13 protein-coding genes and 1 pseudogene are annotated in these 17,265 nt (G+C 36.9%); 5 read left to right on the forward strand and 9 right to left on the reverse strand.

Features of this window, described 5'->3' with window-relative positions; translation table 11 throughout:
• The first annotated feature begins 479 nt into the window (after positions 1–479).
• The 4 genes from FTT78_RS12565 (at position 480) to FTT78_RS12580 (ending at position 2,175) form a co-directional block, all read left to right on the forward strand.
• Entirely contained in the window at positions 480–989 is a 510-nt protein-coding gene (locus FTT78_RS12565) for an antirestriction protein ArdA (protein ID WP_180044498.1), read from the forward strand.
• A 188-nt stretch (positions 990–1,177) separates the two neighbouring features.
• Positions 1,178–1,495, forward strand: coding sequence for a hypothetical protein (locus FTT78_RS12570; protein ID WP_180044500.1), 318 nt, complete (start codon positions 1,178–1,180; stop codon positions 1,493–1,495).
• Positions 1,496–1,534: 39 nt separating this feature from the next.
• Positions 1,535–1,780 (forward strand): helix-turn-helix transcriptional regulator, encoded by a 246-nt coding sequence (locus FTT78_RS12575; protein ID WP_180044502.1) that lies wholly within the window; start codon positions 1,535–1,537, stop codon positions 1,778–1,780.
• 218 nt (positions 1,781–1,998) lie between these two features.
• Positions 1,999–2,175, forward strand: coding sequence for a hypothetical protein (locus FTT78_RS12580; RefSeq protein ID WP_168369472.1), 177 nt, complete (start codon positions 1,999–2,001; stop codon positions 2,173–2,175).
• A gap of 79 nt (positions 2,176–2,254) precedes the next feature.
• On the opposite strand, the gene FTT78_RS12585 is transcribed toward FTT78_RS12580, so the two are convergent.
• From FTT78_RS12585 to FTT78_RS12615, 7 genes are all read right to left on the reverse strand, one after another.
• Entirely contained in the window at positions 2,255–5,401 is a 3,147-nt protein-coding gene (locus FTT78_RS12585) for a type ISP restriction/modification enzyme (protein ID WP_180169982.1), read from the reverse strand.
• A gap of 105 nt (positions 5,402–5,506) precedes the next feature.
• The gene (locus FTT78_RS12590) at positions 5,507–5,866 is read right to left on the reverse strand and encodes a M15 family metallopeptidase (protein WP_257221938.1); all 360 of its coding nucleotides are present in this window, start codon (positions 5,864–5,866) and stop codon (positions 5,507–5,509) included.
• A gap of 29 nt (positions 5,867–5,895) precedes the next feature.
• Positions 5,896–6,204 carry a hypothetical protein gene (locus tag FTT78_RS12595; RefSeq protein ID WP_180044436.1) on the reverse strand — a complete coding sequence of 103 codons (309 nt, stop codon included), beginning with the start codon at positions 6,202–6,204 and terminating at the stop codon, positions 5,896–5,898.
• A 4-nt stretch (positions 6,205–6,208) separates the two neighbouring features.
• Entirely contained in the window at positions 6,209–9,655 is a 3,447-nt protein-coding gene (locus tag FTT78_RS12600; protein ID WP_180044438.1) for a hypothetical protein, read from the reverse strand.
• 1 nt (position 9,656) lies between these two features.
• Positions 9,657–10,307: a hypothetical protein gene (locus FTT78_RS12605; protein ID WP_180044440.1), complete on the reverse strand. Its 651-nt coding sequence runs from the start codon at positions 10,305–10,307 to the stop codon at positions 9,657–9,659.
• Between the two features lie 51 nt (positions 10,308–10,358).
• On the reverse strand, positions 10,359–12,008 hold the full coding sequence (gene terL, locus FTT78_RS12610) for a phage terminase large subunit (RefSeq protein WP_180044442.1): 1,650 nt from the start codon (positions 12,006–12,008) through the stop codon (positions 10,359–10,361).
• Positions 11,992–12,330, reverse strand: coding sequence for a hypothetical protein (locus tag FTT78_RS12615; protein ID WP_180044444.1), 339 nt, complete (start codon positions 12,328–12,330; stop codon positions 11,992–11,994). Before FTT78_RS12615 ends, terL begins: the two co-directional genes overlap by 17 nt.
• A 48-nt stretch (positions 12,331–12,378) precedes the next feature.
• Here FTT78_RS12615 and FTT78_RS12620 point away from each other — a divergent pair, with 48 nt between their 5' ends.
• Positions 12,379–13,098, forward strand: a complete 720-nt coding sequence (locus tag FTT78_RS12620) for a hypothetical protein (protein ID WP_180044446.1) — start codon at positions 12,379–12,381, stop codon at positions 13,096–13,098.
• Here FTT78_RS12620 and FTT78_RS12625 read toward each other — a convergent pair.
• Positions 13,095–15,662, reverse strand: coding sequence for a hypothetical protein (locus tag FTT78_RS12625; RefSeq protein WP_180044448.1), 2,568 nt, complete (start codon positions 15,660–15,662; stop codon positions 13,095–13,097). The two genes, FTT78_RS12620 and FTT78_RS12625, sit on opposite strands and share 4 nt — an antisense overlap.
• Positions 15,663–15,680: 18 nt before the next feature.
• Positions 15,681–17,265: pseudogene (locus FTT78_RS12630) on the reverse strand (hypothetical protein); the annotation flags it as partial.

The following is a 17,265-nucleotide window of genomic DNA, read 5'->3' on the forward strand; positions in this document are numbered from 1 at the left end:
TAGTAGGACTTTCTCTTCAACTTATGCTGCAACAACCAACATCATTGAACTTTATTTCAATCACTCACAATGTCAATTACGCAAGCTTCATTGACATTGCTCCTTGCTTGAAATTTTTTAAGTTCAATGGTTGTCGCAGCGATAAAGTTTGATGAAGGTAGGATCACATACCTTTTACATATTCCTTGAATAAGGATGTCGCTTCGCTCCGCTAAAAAGCGTTTGTTTAATGGATTGCCACAGCTCCAAGAATGATGAAAGTTAGAAGCAAAAACAAGCTTATCTTTTATAAAATATAGTTGTAATAATAGAGCTATTAATAATTATAAATCATATAAAAAACATTGGTTTATAGTTGATTTAGGTACATTGTACCTATATAATAACAAGCATAAGGTGAAGAGATATAAAAAGCCTTAGAGGTGCAACGTGTACCGACTGCTAGGACTTGCAGATAACCTAAGTCCAGGACTTAAAAAATGAACGCTATCGACTTTTCTAATGCTGCATCTGATTCAACTAAAAACTTCCGTTTAGAAGCATTTAGCTTCACTTATGACTTTGGCTTAAATATCTATTTTGATGATATGGAAGACCTTCGTGACATCATTGACGATACAGAAATCGAGTTTTGGCAAGTTGAAGGTTTACGTGAAGACACGTACATGAACGTGGATAATTTTAAAGACCTTGAGACAGCTATAGAGCTAATCATGGAAGGACACTTCCAAGAAGACTTGGACTTGTTCCAGCAACTAAAAAATGAGGGATACGTTAAAAACTTAGAAGATGCTCAAGAATGGCACGATGAAAACCAATTCTGTGAAGATATGAGCGACTATGACTTCGGTCACTACCTTATGCATGACGTTAGCTGTTTGGAAATTCCAGAAGCTTTACAAGGTTACATTGATTATGAAGCTTATGGTCGTGATGCAATGATTAATGACTTTGTACGTGTTGGCAACTTCATTTATAGCAACCATTAAGGGGAGTTATAGACATGACTATTATTTCTTTAGCTCCGTGTGCATCAAAATATCCTACAGTTAGCTTGTGTAAATATTGCCATTCTATTGTGAACCTGAAATTCCAATATTTCGCAGGCTGTTTTAATTGTGCAAAAGTCTCTAGCAAGAATCAGGCTATAACTTTTATTGTTATAGGAGCTTAAAAGATGAATGCACAAATTTTTAAATCTGAAGCTCTTAGCCGTTTAGCTGTTCGCCTTCCTGCTGCTGTCCCTGTTATGGCAAAGGTTGATATAGATAAAATTGTTCAAGTTGTAAAAGTTGAGTCAGGAGAGGTATATATAATTTCCAAAGATACGAAAGGAAAATATGAAAAGCCGTACCATGTTTGGATGATGCACAAATCAGGTTTTATTCTGAGATCTGCAAACGGTGTACTTGGTTATCATTCTATCTTTAGGGCTTTAAATGAACTCGAAAAAACTATTAAGCTAAAAGGACAACGTACCTTAAAAATGATTTAAGTGATAACATGAAGCTCCTGCAATATGGAGCTTTTTTTAATGAGCAAATTTGAAAATATGACGTTTGAAAACTTTTTAATTGAAGCACCAGAAGCAAGTTCTATAAAAGATCTTCGGCTTGATCTTGGCTTAACTGCTGCACAGGCTGCAAAGTTAGCAGGCTTGTCAGATGGTTCTTTATGGCGCAAGTATGAAGCAGGAGATAGACAGCCAAATAAACAAACTTGGACAGTTTTTTTAATGGCTTCAGGACAGCATCCAAACTTTAAATTAAATACAAAATAGGTTTTGTGTAGGTACTTAGTCTGAACCTACACCCCCTAAAAAATTTTGCCCGCTTCTTCGCTCATATCGTGATTAGTCGCATCCCTGTTCTTATCTAAAGTAGTTCTAGGATTTTAGTGCGTCATCTGAAGTCGCAAAGAAGCGGAAACGGCTGCTTTCTGCATGTGATTTAATGTTTTCGGCTGTTATATTTGTTCCATATATTTGAGGGTAGCTAGATGACTAATAAGGATTATGATGCGGCTTTAGAAGCTCTTGCTGAATTGGTTAAAGACGTATCTAAAATAGCTCATGCTGAAGCTGTAGATAAAGCTCTTGTTGAGCCGACTAAAGCTAACATTGAAGAGCGTAATAAATTAAAAGACGTTGTTGATCAAGCTGAAGACTTAAAATGAAAGGCTCTCACATTGAGTAAAAGCATCTGTTCATACAGAGCGATAAAGGCATAAAATTACCTTTATCGCTAAAGCCAGCTTACATAAAGTCTATTTGATCTATCTCTGCCATAATTTCAGAAGTTTTTTGAAGCGTGGCAATGATCTTCTGATAATGCTTAATATCTTCAAATTGTAGAGCTTGACCTTTCCTGTCTTTGAGCCATTTTTGTGCAGGTTGGTAGCCACCGATATAGAAGTTCCAGGCTACTTCAGGAACATTGGCAAAATACTGTTCATCGTTGATATAGACATTTCCATCTTTGTAAACATACTTCTCAACAACATTATCACCGCTTTCAGGATATTGAGAAATAGTTTTAAGTGTGGAATCCTCCATAAGATGAAGCATTCTTAATTGACCACCTAATTTCATTAGCTCTACAAAAATCTTTGTGTTTTTTGGATAAGGGATCTTAGGAAAATCAATTTTTAAAAACTCTTTATAAGCCTCTCTATATTTTGGGGAATATAAGATTGCGTATATGTAATCTAGTAAATCCACAGGTGAAAATGTAGCGTTTATATCTTCTTTTTCATCAATAAAAGTAAAGCCAACATTTTTTTCAAAATTCTGAATAATATCTAAATTGAGGTTAGGCTTTCGTAAAGGTTGATCCTCTAGTTCAATTTGATCTGTTTCAGAATATAGATATAAAGGAAAATGGTATGACTGAATTGTTCTCTCACCAGTTTTCATTTCAGAACATAGATTGGTCACTAGAAAACTGTCAATGGTGTTAGATTTATTCTGTCTGCTTAACAGCAAACCTAAATTTTCACCTTTAATCATGTGCTTCATTACTTCATATCGTGGATACCCCATAACACCTTTAGTCTTGCCTGTGTAATTCATATAGCGAATATCAAAAGGTCTATACAAAATTTTATTTGCAATTATTTTATTTGTATTTAGATCATTTTTTGCAAAATCTATAGTCCAATCTCTTACATCTTTAAAGCCATATTTTCTTCTTAAAGAATCGTGATCTAAAGAAATTAAATCATTTTTAATATGATCGCATCCTTGCTGTGTAAAACAAATAGAAGCATCATCTCTTTGGGTTTTTATACCGCTACCATTTACAATAAATAGATCACTTAGAGAAAAACCTTTATTGTAATCGTCCAAATTACTTAAATTTTTACTTTCAAAAAAGTAGTTTGGCTCTTGAAAAATAACCTTATTCCATTTTATAGACTTGAGATTATTTTCTTGCAAAAACTTATACTTGAGGTCACGTTTGCCATATAAATCAGTATGAAAAATCTGTATTTTTTGTTTTGTACTTTTACTCTTTATGAAGATATTTATTGAAACACCTTGCTTGATATCAAATACGTTTTGGTCAATACCACCGTCCAAAGCTTCTTCCTGCTGATTCGAGTTTCCGTGTAAATCAATTATATAAATCTTATCAAAAGTTTCTCCTAAACTTTTCCGCATTTGTCTATGAATAAGACCATTCACAAAACTATTATTAGAAATATACGCTAATACACCATAACCATTTTTTTCAATAAAATACTGACCAAATCTAATAAACTTAATATAGTCATCGGACAGTGGTTGGATATTACGTTCATTTAGATCCTTTTTATAATCCTTAATGAGATCAGTAATCCACTCCCCTTTATTTGAACTACTTACACTATACGGTGGATTACCAATAATACACATGACAGGTGTATCACGTTTAATATGGTTCGCTTCATTTGCTTCAGCACTGAGCCAATTTGCAAATAACGTACCAGTATCAGGATGGCTTTCTTCTAAGCTGTTGGTTAGATAAACTTTAAGTCGTTGTTCTTTATTTCCTTGAGGTTTATAACCTGTTTCTGATAACAATAAGTTAAGTTGCAAGTGAGCCATTGCATAACTTGCCATAAGTAATTCAAAACCGTTTAAGCGTGGAATCAGATCTTTTTCTACATAGTTACTCCATATCCCTTGCATACCTTCAAAATCTTGATAGATGTGTTTAATTACATGGGAAAGGAATGTACCTGTACCTGTAGCAGGATCAAGGATCTGAACTTTATGAACTTCCTTATCTGTTGTGATATAGCCGTCTTTATGTCGTCTATCAGTTGTTGGGTTTTTAATTTTAATAGTAGTTTTAGCTGTATCTGCTAGTCCTGAAGCAAGTCCAAAATCTGTTTTAAGGACTTCATCTACAGCTCTGACAATAAAGTCGACTACAGGTTCAGGTGTGTACCAAACACCACGAGCTTTACGAAGTTTTGCATCATATTCGCTGAGGAATGTCTCATAGAAATGAATAATCGGGTTATTCATTCTTGTTGAGCGTCCATAAGTTTTTAGAATTTCTTGAACATTACAATGCAAGAAAATATCTGCAAGGCTATCAACGATCCATTTAATACGGTCATCAATATCAGGACCTGCAATATAGCCAAATAATTTACGCAAAAAAGGGTTTGATTTTGGGATCAGCTCAGCAGCTTCTTGTCTTGAAAAAGTAGGTAGAGTCGAGTCATACAATCTCGCTGCAAACATGCCGTAAGCAATAGTTTGAGCATATACATCGGAAAAACCTTTAGGCGTAATGTCGTGAATAAGGATTTGCTTGAAACCTTCAAAATGACCTTTTAATGTACTATCTTCGTGGTTATCTTCATCACTTGTTACTGCTTTTTCGAGTATTTCAGCAAGTAATTTAGCTTTGCTAGCCATCATTTTCGCTAGTTTTTGAGGACTTCTGATTGTGTTTCCAATATAAATACTAAAGTTTTGAATTAGACTTTCAAACATTGAAAAGTTTTCAGGTAGTGCTTTAATCTCGTTCCCTGAAATTTCTCCAATTGAAGTTTGAGCAACAAGCTCGCCTTCTTGGTAAAAATAGAAGTCCAGGTAGTTGGTGAATACGATATTGTTTAAAGACGATTTATAGCGGTCAAATTGTTCTTTGTTGCCTGTTTTTTTCTTACCTTCCAGGTCTGTATCGCCAATGTCCTTTGCTTCAATAAATCCAATCGGAATACTGTTTTTCTCAATGATATAGTCAGGCGCACCACAGGTTTGACGTTTAGGTTCATTAATTACCATATAGTCTGAGCCGATAATTGACTCTACTAAACTTTGCAGATCCCCTCGAAAGCTATGTTCGGTTGTTTTGCCTGTAATAAATTTTGCGTTTACTGCCTGAATATAACTTTGAATCATTTAATTTAATCTTATGTAAATTAATAACAATTTTAGTATCTTAGTTTATAACGAACATTCTATAAATAGAAAAACCCCTACTCGTTAAAAGTAAGGGCTGTTTTGTCATTTAGGATACTTGGACCATGTTAGTTGAAAATGTGGTCCATCTTTAAACTTCTTCCAGTCACCGCCCCATTCAATTGAGACGTTGAGTTCTGAAGCTGCTTTTTTCATAGCATCTGCAATTTGATAGTAGTATTTCCATTCCCATGAGACTGTATTGTCTACCCATGCTGCTAGATCTACTGCATGACCTGTTAGATGCCTGCTGTTGCTAGTTGTTGTCTTTTTTTCTTTTAAGAGTTGAGCTTGCCTTTCTTTAGATCGAAGTCCTTCTGTTACTGTAAAATCGCATTCAGTTAATTCAATTGCTCTCTTGACCACTTTTATTAGGTCAGGATGAACGCCTTCTAATTTAGACAAGCTCTTTTTACCGAGCTTGAATCCCATAATTATTCTTGTTCTTTATCGAGTTTTATATCTTTGATGTTCTTTTTGAGATGTCGCTTTAAATATTTGATGACGAGTTCAGATCCTAGTGTACCTAGAACTGCTGCTGCACCTACTACTGCAATAGTAGGTACAGATGCCCAAATCAGAATTGATCCTGCCATAAGAGATGTGAAGCCGTTTAATACAGCCTTAGCACCTATGACTTTCATTGAATCTTGATCTGAAGTTGCAATAGATTTTGCTAAATAGATTGTGAACCCAATACCAAATAAGAAAGCAGATAAATAAATATCGCCTATCTTGATCATTATTTTACTTTTTATAAAAGAGTGAGGACTTACCGAAACACTTAAACTCAGGGTAATATTCTTCTACATCCCCATCATCAATTTTCCAGATACCGACCCCACCGAAACCGTTTTCTTTAGCTGTTGTTTGGCTTCTTGCACCTGTTAATGGACTTCCACACCAAGCTTTCACTTCAGTTTGAGGGTTGTAATAGTACATCTCAGTTGTATCTAAAGTTGTGTCTTGAGAAAGCGGTACAATTTCCGTTGCAGCTTTATTGATAAGCTCTCCATAGCTAGTGTAATGATTCCAGTCATCTTTATAGTCCAGATCATTGTCTGTTAGATATGCTGCATATCTCCAATAATCATCATTTATATCAAACCATTCATTACTACTGATAGCTGTTGGTGGAGTCTCTCCTGTTTTCCAGTTTGGATACCATACATGACCAAAAGCTCTAGCTCCCATAAGGATACGTTTCTTGAATTGGTCAGGAATAACTGTAGCTGTGTATTCTGTTACAGCTTGCCAAAATGAACGAGTATCTGAATCTTTATTCGTGTTGTAATGGTGAATATTAGCTGCATCCCAAGCAGCAGGACGAGGTTGTGACCATTCCCCCGATTCTGTATATGACATGATTTTCATACCATCTACATATTTGATGATCTCTCCATGATCACACCACCCTGCCCAAGCAGGATAGTCATAGTTTGGATTGCCTGTTACAGCAGGAGCAGTACAGTGAAGCAATAAGCCTGCTTTATGACAAGCTCTACCTAACTTCTTATAGAACTCTGTAGCTTTGTCTTTATAGATAATGTCTGCACCGTTGTTAGCTGTAATATCCACGCCTTCAATGTTACAAGTTACACCATCCCAACCGTGTTGTAGGCAATCTCGAACAATATTGGCTATATAAGCATCTGCATTATCTAAGACTTGTTTGCCTGCTACTGAGTCAGGACTACCAGTACCTAAGTTATTATTGATAATGATTAGAGCTAAACCGCCCCTATCCTGTACCCATTTCTTTTCGTTTGCATACGTTCCTGAAGCCCATTCATCCCAACCAGGAAAGTAAGATCCATCATTTACAGGTGAACTGTTCTTAACAATACTGCAACTAGAGTCGCCACTAAATGCCCATGCATCAAAAGCAAAGTAGTCAATTGTATTGATTCTACGTTTCAGTGTTCCGTGTCCTAAGTGGTCGCCTTCTAATGAGACTTGCCACTTTAAGCCGTTATGTTTGGTATCAGCATAAGTAAAGCCTGCATAAGCAGAAATTAGGTTTTTACATACATCTATATTAGTCATGTTGTAATGATCTAAAACAGTTGGATGTGTTACGCCATGCGTCATTAAACGACCTAATACATAGTTGCTTAGACGTTGGTTATAGCCGATGTCATAGCCGTTATGACGAACATTTCTGACAGCTTGAATAGAGTAGCCATGTGTAATTCCGTTGGCTGCAAAGACTTTTCTTAATCCATTGGATACGTCTTGCCATTCAGGGTTATCAGGGTTTTCATCGTACCAGTTAGGTTGAAATGCACCGAATGGGTAAGCAATTTGCTTAAATGGTATATGTAGTTGGCTAGTTGAATCTCGATAGCCTATTCGTACTTGGCTAACACAATAAACTACGTTCTGATCTATGACATCTGAAGTTGGTCCATCATTAATAGGAGTTAAACGTACATACTTGGTAACGCCTGCTGTCCATGTTGTAGGTGTAATTTCAGCACTATTGCCTTTGTTGTCATCCTTTAACAAGACCCAAGTAGGAGCTTGACCTACAGTTGTCCAGTTTACTTTGTCTTCTGAAACTTCAATTTCAAATAGGATGTTGTATTGTCTTGTTGTTTGAGCATAATCCCAATTATTGATACCACTTCCAGGTTCGGTTTCTGCCCACCATTGAGCGACTGTCATTTCAACAGGTACTTTTTCTTCAAAATCGAATTTAAGTGTTTCAACTAATACAGTTGTATCTGAAACTGTAGGAAAGATAGCTGATATTTTTTTAGGATTCGCCCATCCTGTAATCTGATAGCCTGTGTTTGCATCCCAAATCTGATGATCTGTTCTAGCATTTCCACTCCATGAATGATTCCAGTTATCCCATTCTCCTTTCCATACAGACTTATCAATCCATTTAGCTTTTAGGTAGTTGGTTACTGCATGTTGGCTCTTGGCTATGTCTTCTGAAATATAGTCATTAAATACTGTTTGAGCGACTGTATGACCTGTTCCATTTCCTAAGATCATTACAGGCTTAACAGCCCATTTATCATGTGCAGGATAGTCTATGTATTGCCACCAAGTTTGAGGTGAAATACTTGAATCATAAGGTGTGAAGCCTTGAGCATTGGTTGTCGCATGGAACTTGGTTGTATCATCTGAAAAAACACAATAACAGGTTAGATGTGGTGATCCAGGATCTCCTGCTAATGTTTTGAATGTCATTTTAAATGTTACGCCTGCTTCTACAGCAAATGGTGTATCTAGGTTAATGTTATTCCATTCCCTTTCTACCCATTGGATACGTGATCCATAGTCTTTAGGTTCGATGATTCCATCAAATACGAGTTGAGTATCATTGATCCATATTTGAATTGGTACGTCATATCCTGTACCACTTGGTTTAGCTAATGAGGACCAAAAGCGGATAATAGAAATGTTATCTGTAATACGTGGTGTGATATGGAATGATGTTTCTAATAAAGTTGTTTGGTCGTACTGATCTACGCCAAAGATAGGTATAGCTAGAGACTGTTCAACCCATGATTGATTCCAATACCAATCTTGCCCTTCCCCATCTGGAATATAGATATATTCTCCATTATCAACCCAACAAGGACCTTCTAGTAAAGGATCTGCTACAACGTCATAAGCACTGTCTGTATAAGAATGAAGACTTAAATGGTGTAAATCATGTGTATGACAAACTAGGTCAATTTTTCCATTACTTCTAGTCACCCAATCATTCATTTGTTGCCATGAAGCATAGCCATCTTCATTTGCTCTTTTTCTATGCCTACGTGTGATGATTGCAATTGAAGCAGGAATATTTTCAGCAATATGCCATTCCATGATGTATTGAATACTTGCTAAAGCATCGTCATACATGACACAAGCAATAGGCGTTGTTGGATTCCACTCTCCTGCTATCCATCGTCTATAGTCTTCTGAGTTGACCATTGTATAGCCTTTATCCGTCAGGCTACGGATCTGTTCTTTGATGTCGGATACTGTTGTTGTGAAGAGTAAAGGCTCTTGTTCTGAAATAGGACTTCCATATTCATCTACATCTATTGGACTGAATAGCTCTTCTCCATTTTCGTCATACATGATGTTGCCGTATCTATCTCGCCATACATCCCTGCCTTCAAACCTTTGTTCATAGATATTGGTCGATCCATGCAGGCACAGCATGATATTTGCTAACTTATCTGCCATATCAGCCACCAGTTAGCCAAGCATTACATTTCTTGCCAATTAGAGTAGAAGGGAATGTAAAAATGAGATGTGTATAGACTTCGCCCACACCTTGAATATATTCAGCAATTGGTTGAATGGTTACATTAGTTGGTCCACCTAACACCGTACAAACAACGATAGGCTCTGTTGTTGCATAACGATCTTCAGGAATATTGATTCGTATTGATGTTGCTGTAATTGGAAATTGAACTACATCTTGGGAAAGGATACGTGTAGCGATTAGAAGCTTGTTTACGTCATTTCTGAGTTCATCAATTTGCTGTTGAAGAATCTGGTCCTTTCTAGCTAATTCTTGCAGTACACGCCAAACTCTATCAAATTCACCATTAAGTGATGTAGGACGAAGCTTATTACTGAACGTGTCATAGTTAGCTGAACGCTCAAGAGCTGTATGTCGTTCTATTTCGATCACTGCATCTCTAGCAGGGATGCTAATAAAGTTAATGGTATTGTCTATTTTGTTGTAGCTGTAAGATGGGTAGTTCTGAGGTACTCCGTTTATTTTTACAACGAAATTAGTTTTGCCTTCTACATGAAATGGAATGGCAAAGGTTGTAGTCATACCATTGGATGTATAGCTGATATACGGTGTAATGTTTTCTACGGTCATTGTTAGTTGTTAATCCTGATAAGGTTTTAATTGCTCTATTAATAGAGCTATTTAAAAGTCAAGCTTAAACTCTGTATATTGATTAGAAGCTTGCCAGTTATTGTTGTTGTCGTATGTTGGGTAATGGTTATGTGTGCCGATACGAATAGGCTCAGAACTAATTGCACCCGCTAATGAGTCTATATAGTCATCTTCATTATTTGTGATAGATGGATCATACAATCTCATTTGTTTGACTTGAGGGCTGTCCTGCCCATTCAGTTTTAAAACAGATTGGTGAGCGTATAGGAAGCCTGATAGTAAAGGAGCTTCTACAGCTTCTAGTATTCTTTTGTTCTTATTTTGGTTTTCGTGTCGTTCAATCACACCACAATATAAGTTACGTTTTTTGAGTACGGATCTTAGAATTGTTCCAAAGTATCCCCCGATACCATTTGATTCAACGATAAGATTAGGCAACTTAAACTCTTCTACTAGGTCTGCAACTTGCCAAGCTTGACCACCTGTAAATTGTCCATTGTCATCTGTTATAGCTACATCACCTTTTAAAGCCACTGATCTATGCCAATATAAACGACCTTGTTCATCTTGTAAGACTAGAGCTGCTGCTGATACGTCTGATTTAGTTTTTCCTGAGCTTGGATCAATTTTTAGAGTAGCTGAAACAATTCTCTTGTCTCCTAGAAGCATTTGAATCTGTCCATTTGCTTTATGCCAAGTTACTTCATGTGGATATGGAATAAGCCTTTCAGGATCTAATCGAATCTCATTGATAGCTTTGTTGTGCATCTGATATTGAGAATCCCATTCTCCTAGTGTTCCGCACTCTTTACGTCTCTGCTCCATAACTTCAGGAGTAAAACGATCTGTCCATAAGGCTTCTGAATAGCAGTCAATTAGTCCATGTTGTTCTTGGAATTGGATTAGGTAATCTGTATCTGTTTTTGTGATCTTATAGTCATCAAAGTCTTTTAAAAGTTTGGCTTGTGGACCAATACCACTAAAAATGTAAGTTGGTTTAAAGGTTGTTCTTATCTCTTTTTGACCTGAAGTGAATCGAGCTTCTTTTTCAAACATTTTCAGGACTAAATGATTCGCTCCTGCTTCAATTAAATTGGCATATAAAGAGTCAGCAGCATGTGGTGTACCCACGAAAAGCCTTTGACCACCAGGAATTAAAATGTGAATCTGTTCGCTTAATCTGTATCTGAGCTTTTCCCTTGCTTCTGGAGTAGATGTTGTATCAGGTACTTCTGTATCATCGTTACAGATATAGGTAGCACGTGCCCCTGTGACGTTTGAAAGGATTCCTCTTGCATGGACTGAGCCATGTTTAACGTCTGAACTCCCTTTTACCCACCACTTTTTAACTTCGCCACGTTCCTTCTGTACGTTCCAGGCTAATGGGTTTTGTTCAAGCATTTGAACAACTGCTCGACTTGTTTTATTGCTGTCTGCATCTGTAGCTGATTGAGCAAGGATCAGTTCTTCAGGATTCTTATAGAGTCGGTATGCGTTGTATATTTCGAGTAAGGTACTTTTGCCATGTCCTCTAGGCATCATTAAGACACCTAAAGGACCAAAGTTGTCTAAAAACTCACACACATCTAAATGGAAGTCTGGGACTGTCCATCGTTGTGTATGAGCAAATACAAGATAAAATTCAGCAAAAGTAGCTTTGGTTTTAAGCTTCTTTGCCATCCTGTTTAGTCTTGCCTTTACGTTTAGTCAGTTCTTTTTTGACTGATAGAAGTAGCTTTTGTGCTTCAGCTTCTTTTTGTTTTTCTTCGTCTTCTGTTGTTGTTATTGGTTGAGTCTTGTTTCGTGCTTCTAGTAGCTGTTCGATACGTGCTGCAATAGCCAAAGTTTGGTTAGCAGACTTATAAAGCCAAAATGCATCACCTCTACCGACCTTCGTTTCTTTATCACAAATGTTAGCACGCTCTACTAGGTCCACAGTATCCAGAATTGTGATGTCCTGAATTCGTATAAGCTCTTCTTTATATTCTTCTATTTTGCTCATTTTTATTTGTTATATTAGTTTTATTATTATTTTTAATGTGTTGTGGCTATGTCTATTCCTGATAAAGATACCTTAAAACTTTACTCATACTCAGCAGGCTTATGTAATTATTGTAAAGCATCTGTCATAGAACAATATTTTGATGCTTTATCTAATATGGGAGAAAGGGCGCATGTTTATGGAAAAAGAAAAGGTTCAGCAAGGTATATAGACCAATATTCCGATAATGATACTTATGATAATTTGATACTTCTCTGTGCAAAACATCATAAAATGATTGATGATCATCCAAGTCAATATTCAGTTCAATATTTACATTCTATAAAACGTGACCATGAAAATAGAATTGGAAATAATCCTTTAATTCAAGCTAATGCTGATGTTGCTCTTATACTTGGAATCTTTCAAACATATTCTATGATGTATTTTTATAATATCGTAGATAATTTTGATCCTAAATATATCTCTCTAGATATTTTTGAAATTTTGGATATAGAAAATTCACTAGAAGAAAACTACCAAGCTGACTACCCATTTAAAAACCCTGAATTAGACAGAATGACTCAATTTATGTTTTATTCTTTAAGGGAATTATTATGGTATGTACGAGATCAAGATATTTTTGAAACAGTTCTTTGCGGTACGAAGAATTATGCAACTTTTATAAGCAAAGATCTTGGACATATTCATGAAGTGTATAAACACTCCAGTAACTTTAAAAGAGCTTTTAAAAATTGGTATATGCTTTGTAAAACATATGGAGTTTAGTTCTTGCTTGCTATATCAGGTAGACGAATCTCATCATTATCAAGATCCCACCAGTAGCTCATGTTGTAGTTTGATTCTTGTCTACGTTGCTTACGTTCCCTGTAGCCTTCATCGAATACTTCTTGAAGTTCTGCTATTACCAAACGGTCAAATATTAAGCGACTATACCAGACGTTCTGAAATGGTATGTTGTTCTTAATGACGTTTACAGCTTCAGCTCCATAGCTTGAGTCACGTTCTGATAAATAGGCTTGTCCTGCTCCTGTAGCCATCGTGCCTACACTCATAAGGTCCTTAAAGGCTGCTGGAATAATAAAGTCCTTTACACTACGTTCTGTTGGATCTGAAGTAGCTGATATTGCATCTGCCAAGAAACTAGCCGACCCTCCTTTGACTATGGACTTCATATAGAAGTCTAAGGTTGTCGGATCATCTAAATCTTTACCTTGTGTTAGGTTTTGGATCTGACTCACTAAAGCTCCCATCACAGTTGTATAAGCAAATAGCTTTGCAAAATATACAAACTTTTCTTGTGGTGTACCTTGAGCCATACCTCTAGTCCATTGACGCATGATCATACTGAGAGGAAATTGCTTGAACTGCCAGAAGAAGCGAGTAAGTTCATTGGTTACTGTTCCACGTTCACGACCTAAGCCCATGAAGGCACTTTCTCTAGCTCCTACAGAGAGAACCGCAGAATCAGATTCAGTATAAATATAGTTCATATACTTGTTAGCTAATTGCTCTTTTAATCGAAAAGCATGGTCAGCAAGTTCTTGAGCTGTATAGCCTGTTCTGTCAAATTGAAAAGTATCAAGGAATAGATCATCTGAAGCATTGAATATATCTTTATTCGTGACTAGCTTCTCTCCTGTTGGAGCTTCAGTTCTTTGAATCTGTTGAAGTAGCGTCCAGTCATCTTGTTTGATACCGCCACCTTCTAGCATCTTCTTATCTTTAGGTCCTAACTGATCCCAATGTTTAGTTGAGTTCAAGTTTGATACGTGATGCATTAAACTGACACCAAAAGCACGTTTAGCTGATGCTGTGATGTGGTTTAAGCCTGAAGCTCTGATAACGGCATTCGCAATCTTTCTAGTCTTGGTATTAGCAGAAGCGAGTTTAGTAGAAGCTGAAGCCAGGTCATCGTCTCCAAACCTTACAAGGGCATTGGTCAGCTCTCTTACACCAAGTCCAATTGATATAGCAAAGTCTCTTTCTTCTTTATTTTTGAACTGAGTTAAATGTCTGCCAAATACTTTTGTATAAGCGATACCATGCATCTCTGAAGCTAGTTTCATAGTAGCTTGATCGGAAAAAGCTGTTAAAAATGCTGAACCCATCTTTGTTGCCACTGTCCATGATCTGAGCATACCGCCTACTTGAGCTAAGTTGCTGTCAATTGGTAGAGCTTGTCCTGCTAGTTCGTCATAGTGCTTGTTTATAAGAGCTGCTTGTTTCTGAATCTTACGATGCTCTTTAACGTACTTTGGATCTTGCATCATCTTATTGAGCAAGTCGTGTCCTAGCTGCTTCACAAGTTTCTCTGGGTTCGAGCCAAAGGTCTGCATCATGCCTATTTCAGTTGCCATACGTCTAACATGGTTACTGAGCAAGTCATGGAAATTTACTTCTCCAAAGTCTTCTTGATACTTTACCCATGCGTCAGCGTTAGCAAAATGCACTTCCCTGTGATGTTGGTGAAGAGCTTGCATATTCATACCTACAGGAAGATCTGTTTCTGACTGTACGAGATGAGCCTGTACTGAAGCTTTATTATGTCCTTCTGAAGCAATGGTATTGTAGACAGCCTTTAATACTTCTTTAACTTCAGCATCATTCATGAGCTTGCCAGTCGCTTCATGTCTATATTTAGATCTGTCTACCAATGGAAAGGTATAATCTACCCATCCATCTTGACCTTTACTGATGACTTTGTAATGGCTATGAGATTGTGGAATACCATAGTTAGCAAGCTTCTTAATATCACCGCCATAACGGTTATAGTGAAGTCTGAGCTGTTCTAATGTGTCTTGTACTGATTTAGCGAGTCCTGCTATTTCAGCATCACCTGAAGGCTTGCCAAAGATCTCTTTAACTAGAAGTTTTACCTTATCTGCATCTATTAAATAGCCTAAGCCTTTTTGAGTTTTAGTAAATACATCTGCCAAAGCTCCCATGTACCTTGTCTCAATTGCCTGTATGTTGTGTTCAACTGATTGAATACCTGATTGGTCAGAATGCATGACAAGCTTTCTGTTTAACGCTTCTAATGGGTTGAGCTTTGAATGAGAAGTCAGTTCTAGCTCTAAGGCTTCTCTAATTTCAAGATCATTGATTAGATTGGTTACTTCTTTGATGTGCTGATCTGTATAGTTCTTAACTGCTCTGTCAGCTATAGCTTCAGCACGTTCTTCATCTGACATACTTTTCCAGGCTTTAATATCTTCAGCAGGAAGTTCTTTACTTGCCTTGATAAAGGCTTGTTCTAACAAGTCAGCTTCTTTATCTGTCAGTTTACGTCCTAATACACCTTCTACGGCTGTTCTACATTCGTTCTTCATTCAATTCTCTTATTATTTTTATGCTGCTTTTAAAGCACATTTAGCTAATGTCGCCATTGATCTAGCAAGTAGCTGTATGTTGTCTTGTTCTTTTTGTAGCTTCTGTTGCCATTGTTGAGCTGTTAGATCTTCACCTGTTTTTTTAGATGAAATGACTAGGTCAGGATTAGCAATAAGCTTGTCTATTGTTTGTTGTCCTTTTGGAACTTGTGAGAGATAGCCGAATGCTCGACCTTCATCAAAAATACGATCTAATGCCGTTTCTAGTTCTTTATTACCTTTATGGTCCTTAAAATCAGATCTTCCTGAACGTCCTACGTGAATAGAATTAGTTTTATGGCTAGCATCTATCGTTCTACGCACGTATGAGCCTCTATATTGAAGCTCTTGAACTAGGTTGCCTTCCTTATCTGTATAGGATCTGGTCAACTCTTTGTGGTATTTGTTATTTTCCCATCTTTGGCGTTCTCTCCATTCAGTCGCAATGCTAGCGTCAGGTTTAAACTCATTATTGGCTGAATTGAGGAAGTCATCTTTAACTCTGACACCTTTAGTTGTATGAGGAATAGGAGTTGATTCGATTGTTTCTGTCAGTTCATCTAAAAACTTGTGTATATCATCATCTACTACATGGACTGTTTTAGGTACGTCTATATCTGATTCAGGTACTAAGTTACCGTGTTCATCCAATACCATGCTTGGAAGGTCTAGCTGTTCTGTTGTCAGATCCCCTACTACTTCGTTCCATGCTCCTTTTTGTTGGAAAGCATTAAAGTCATGTGGTGTGATGAAGTCATCATCTATACGAGGAAGGTCGTCTAAATCTAGTCTGTCTATTGTGCCTTCATAGCTTGATTCAGGCTTAATAGGAGCTTGTTCTATAGCTGTTGTTGATTCAGATTCAAAAACAGTTTTGTGTGTTGAGCCTGTACCGCCATAATGTTGAGCTGTAATGTCATCAATCTTCTTAGTAAAGAAATGCATTGCATTCCCTATCGTTGCATCTTTAGGGATACCGTTAATACGCATTAAATGGTCAGGATTATCACTAAACTTTGCTATGACTGATCTTGCTGATTGGTCAGGATTAGCTTTAATTGCTTTGAATACAATCTCAGCTCCACCTCTACCAAGTAAATGAGGAATATAGATCTGTGAGCCTGTAAGGACCACGCCTGTCTTGTCTTCAATATACTTAATATTGGATTTAGTATGTTTGATACCAAGTTTGATCTGTGTATTTAGATCATGTCTATTTGCTGCTGTTCCACCTTCTGATGTCCAAGTACTATCAATAAACTGGAACACGCCTGTAGCTGTTGATTTAGGATTCTTAACTGTAGGACTAAATGTACCTCTACTTTCAAAATGAGCTAGGGCTACAATTGTTCTTGCATCTGCATCTGTAAAGCCATTCGCCATAGCTTCATCATATACAGCCTTCTTTGTACCTGTAGCTGTGAATGGTTTAATAGCTTCATCATTAGAACTATTGTTTTTATTAGCTGCTAGCCTTGAAGATATGCTGGATCTAATGTTATTTGATAGTTCTTCCAGTGTTGGCTGTACTTTCTTTTGATTAGCTTGAATATACTTTTTAACG

Source organism: Acinetobacter sp. YH01011 (assembly GCF_013420785.1).
GTDB lineage: Bacteria > Pseudomonadota > Gammaproteobacteria > Pseudomonadales > Moraxellaceae > Acinetobacter > Acinetobacter towneri.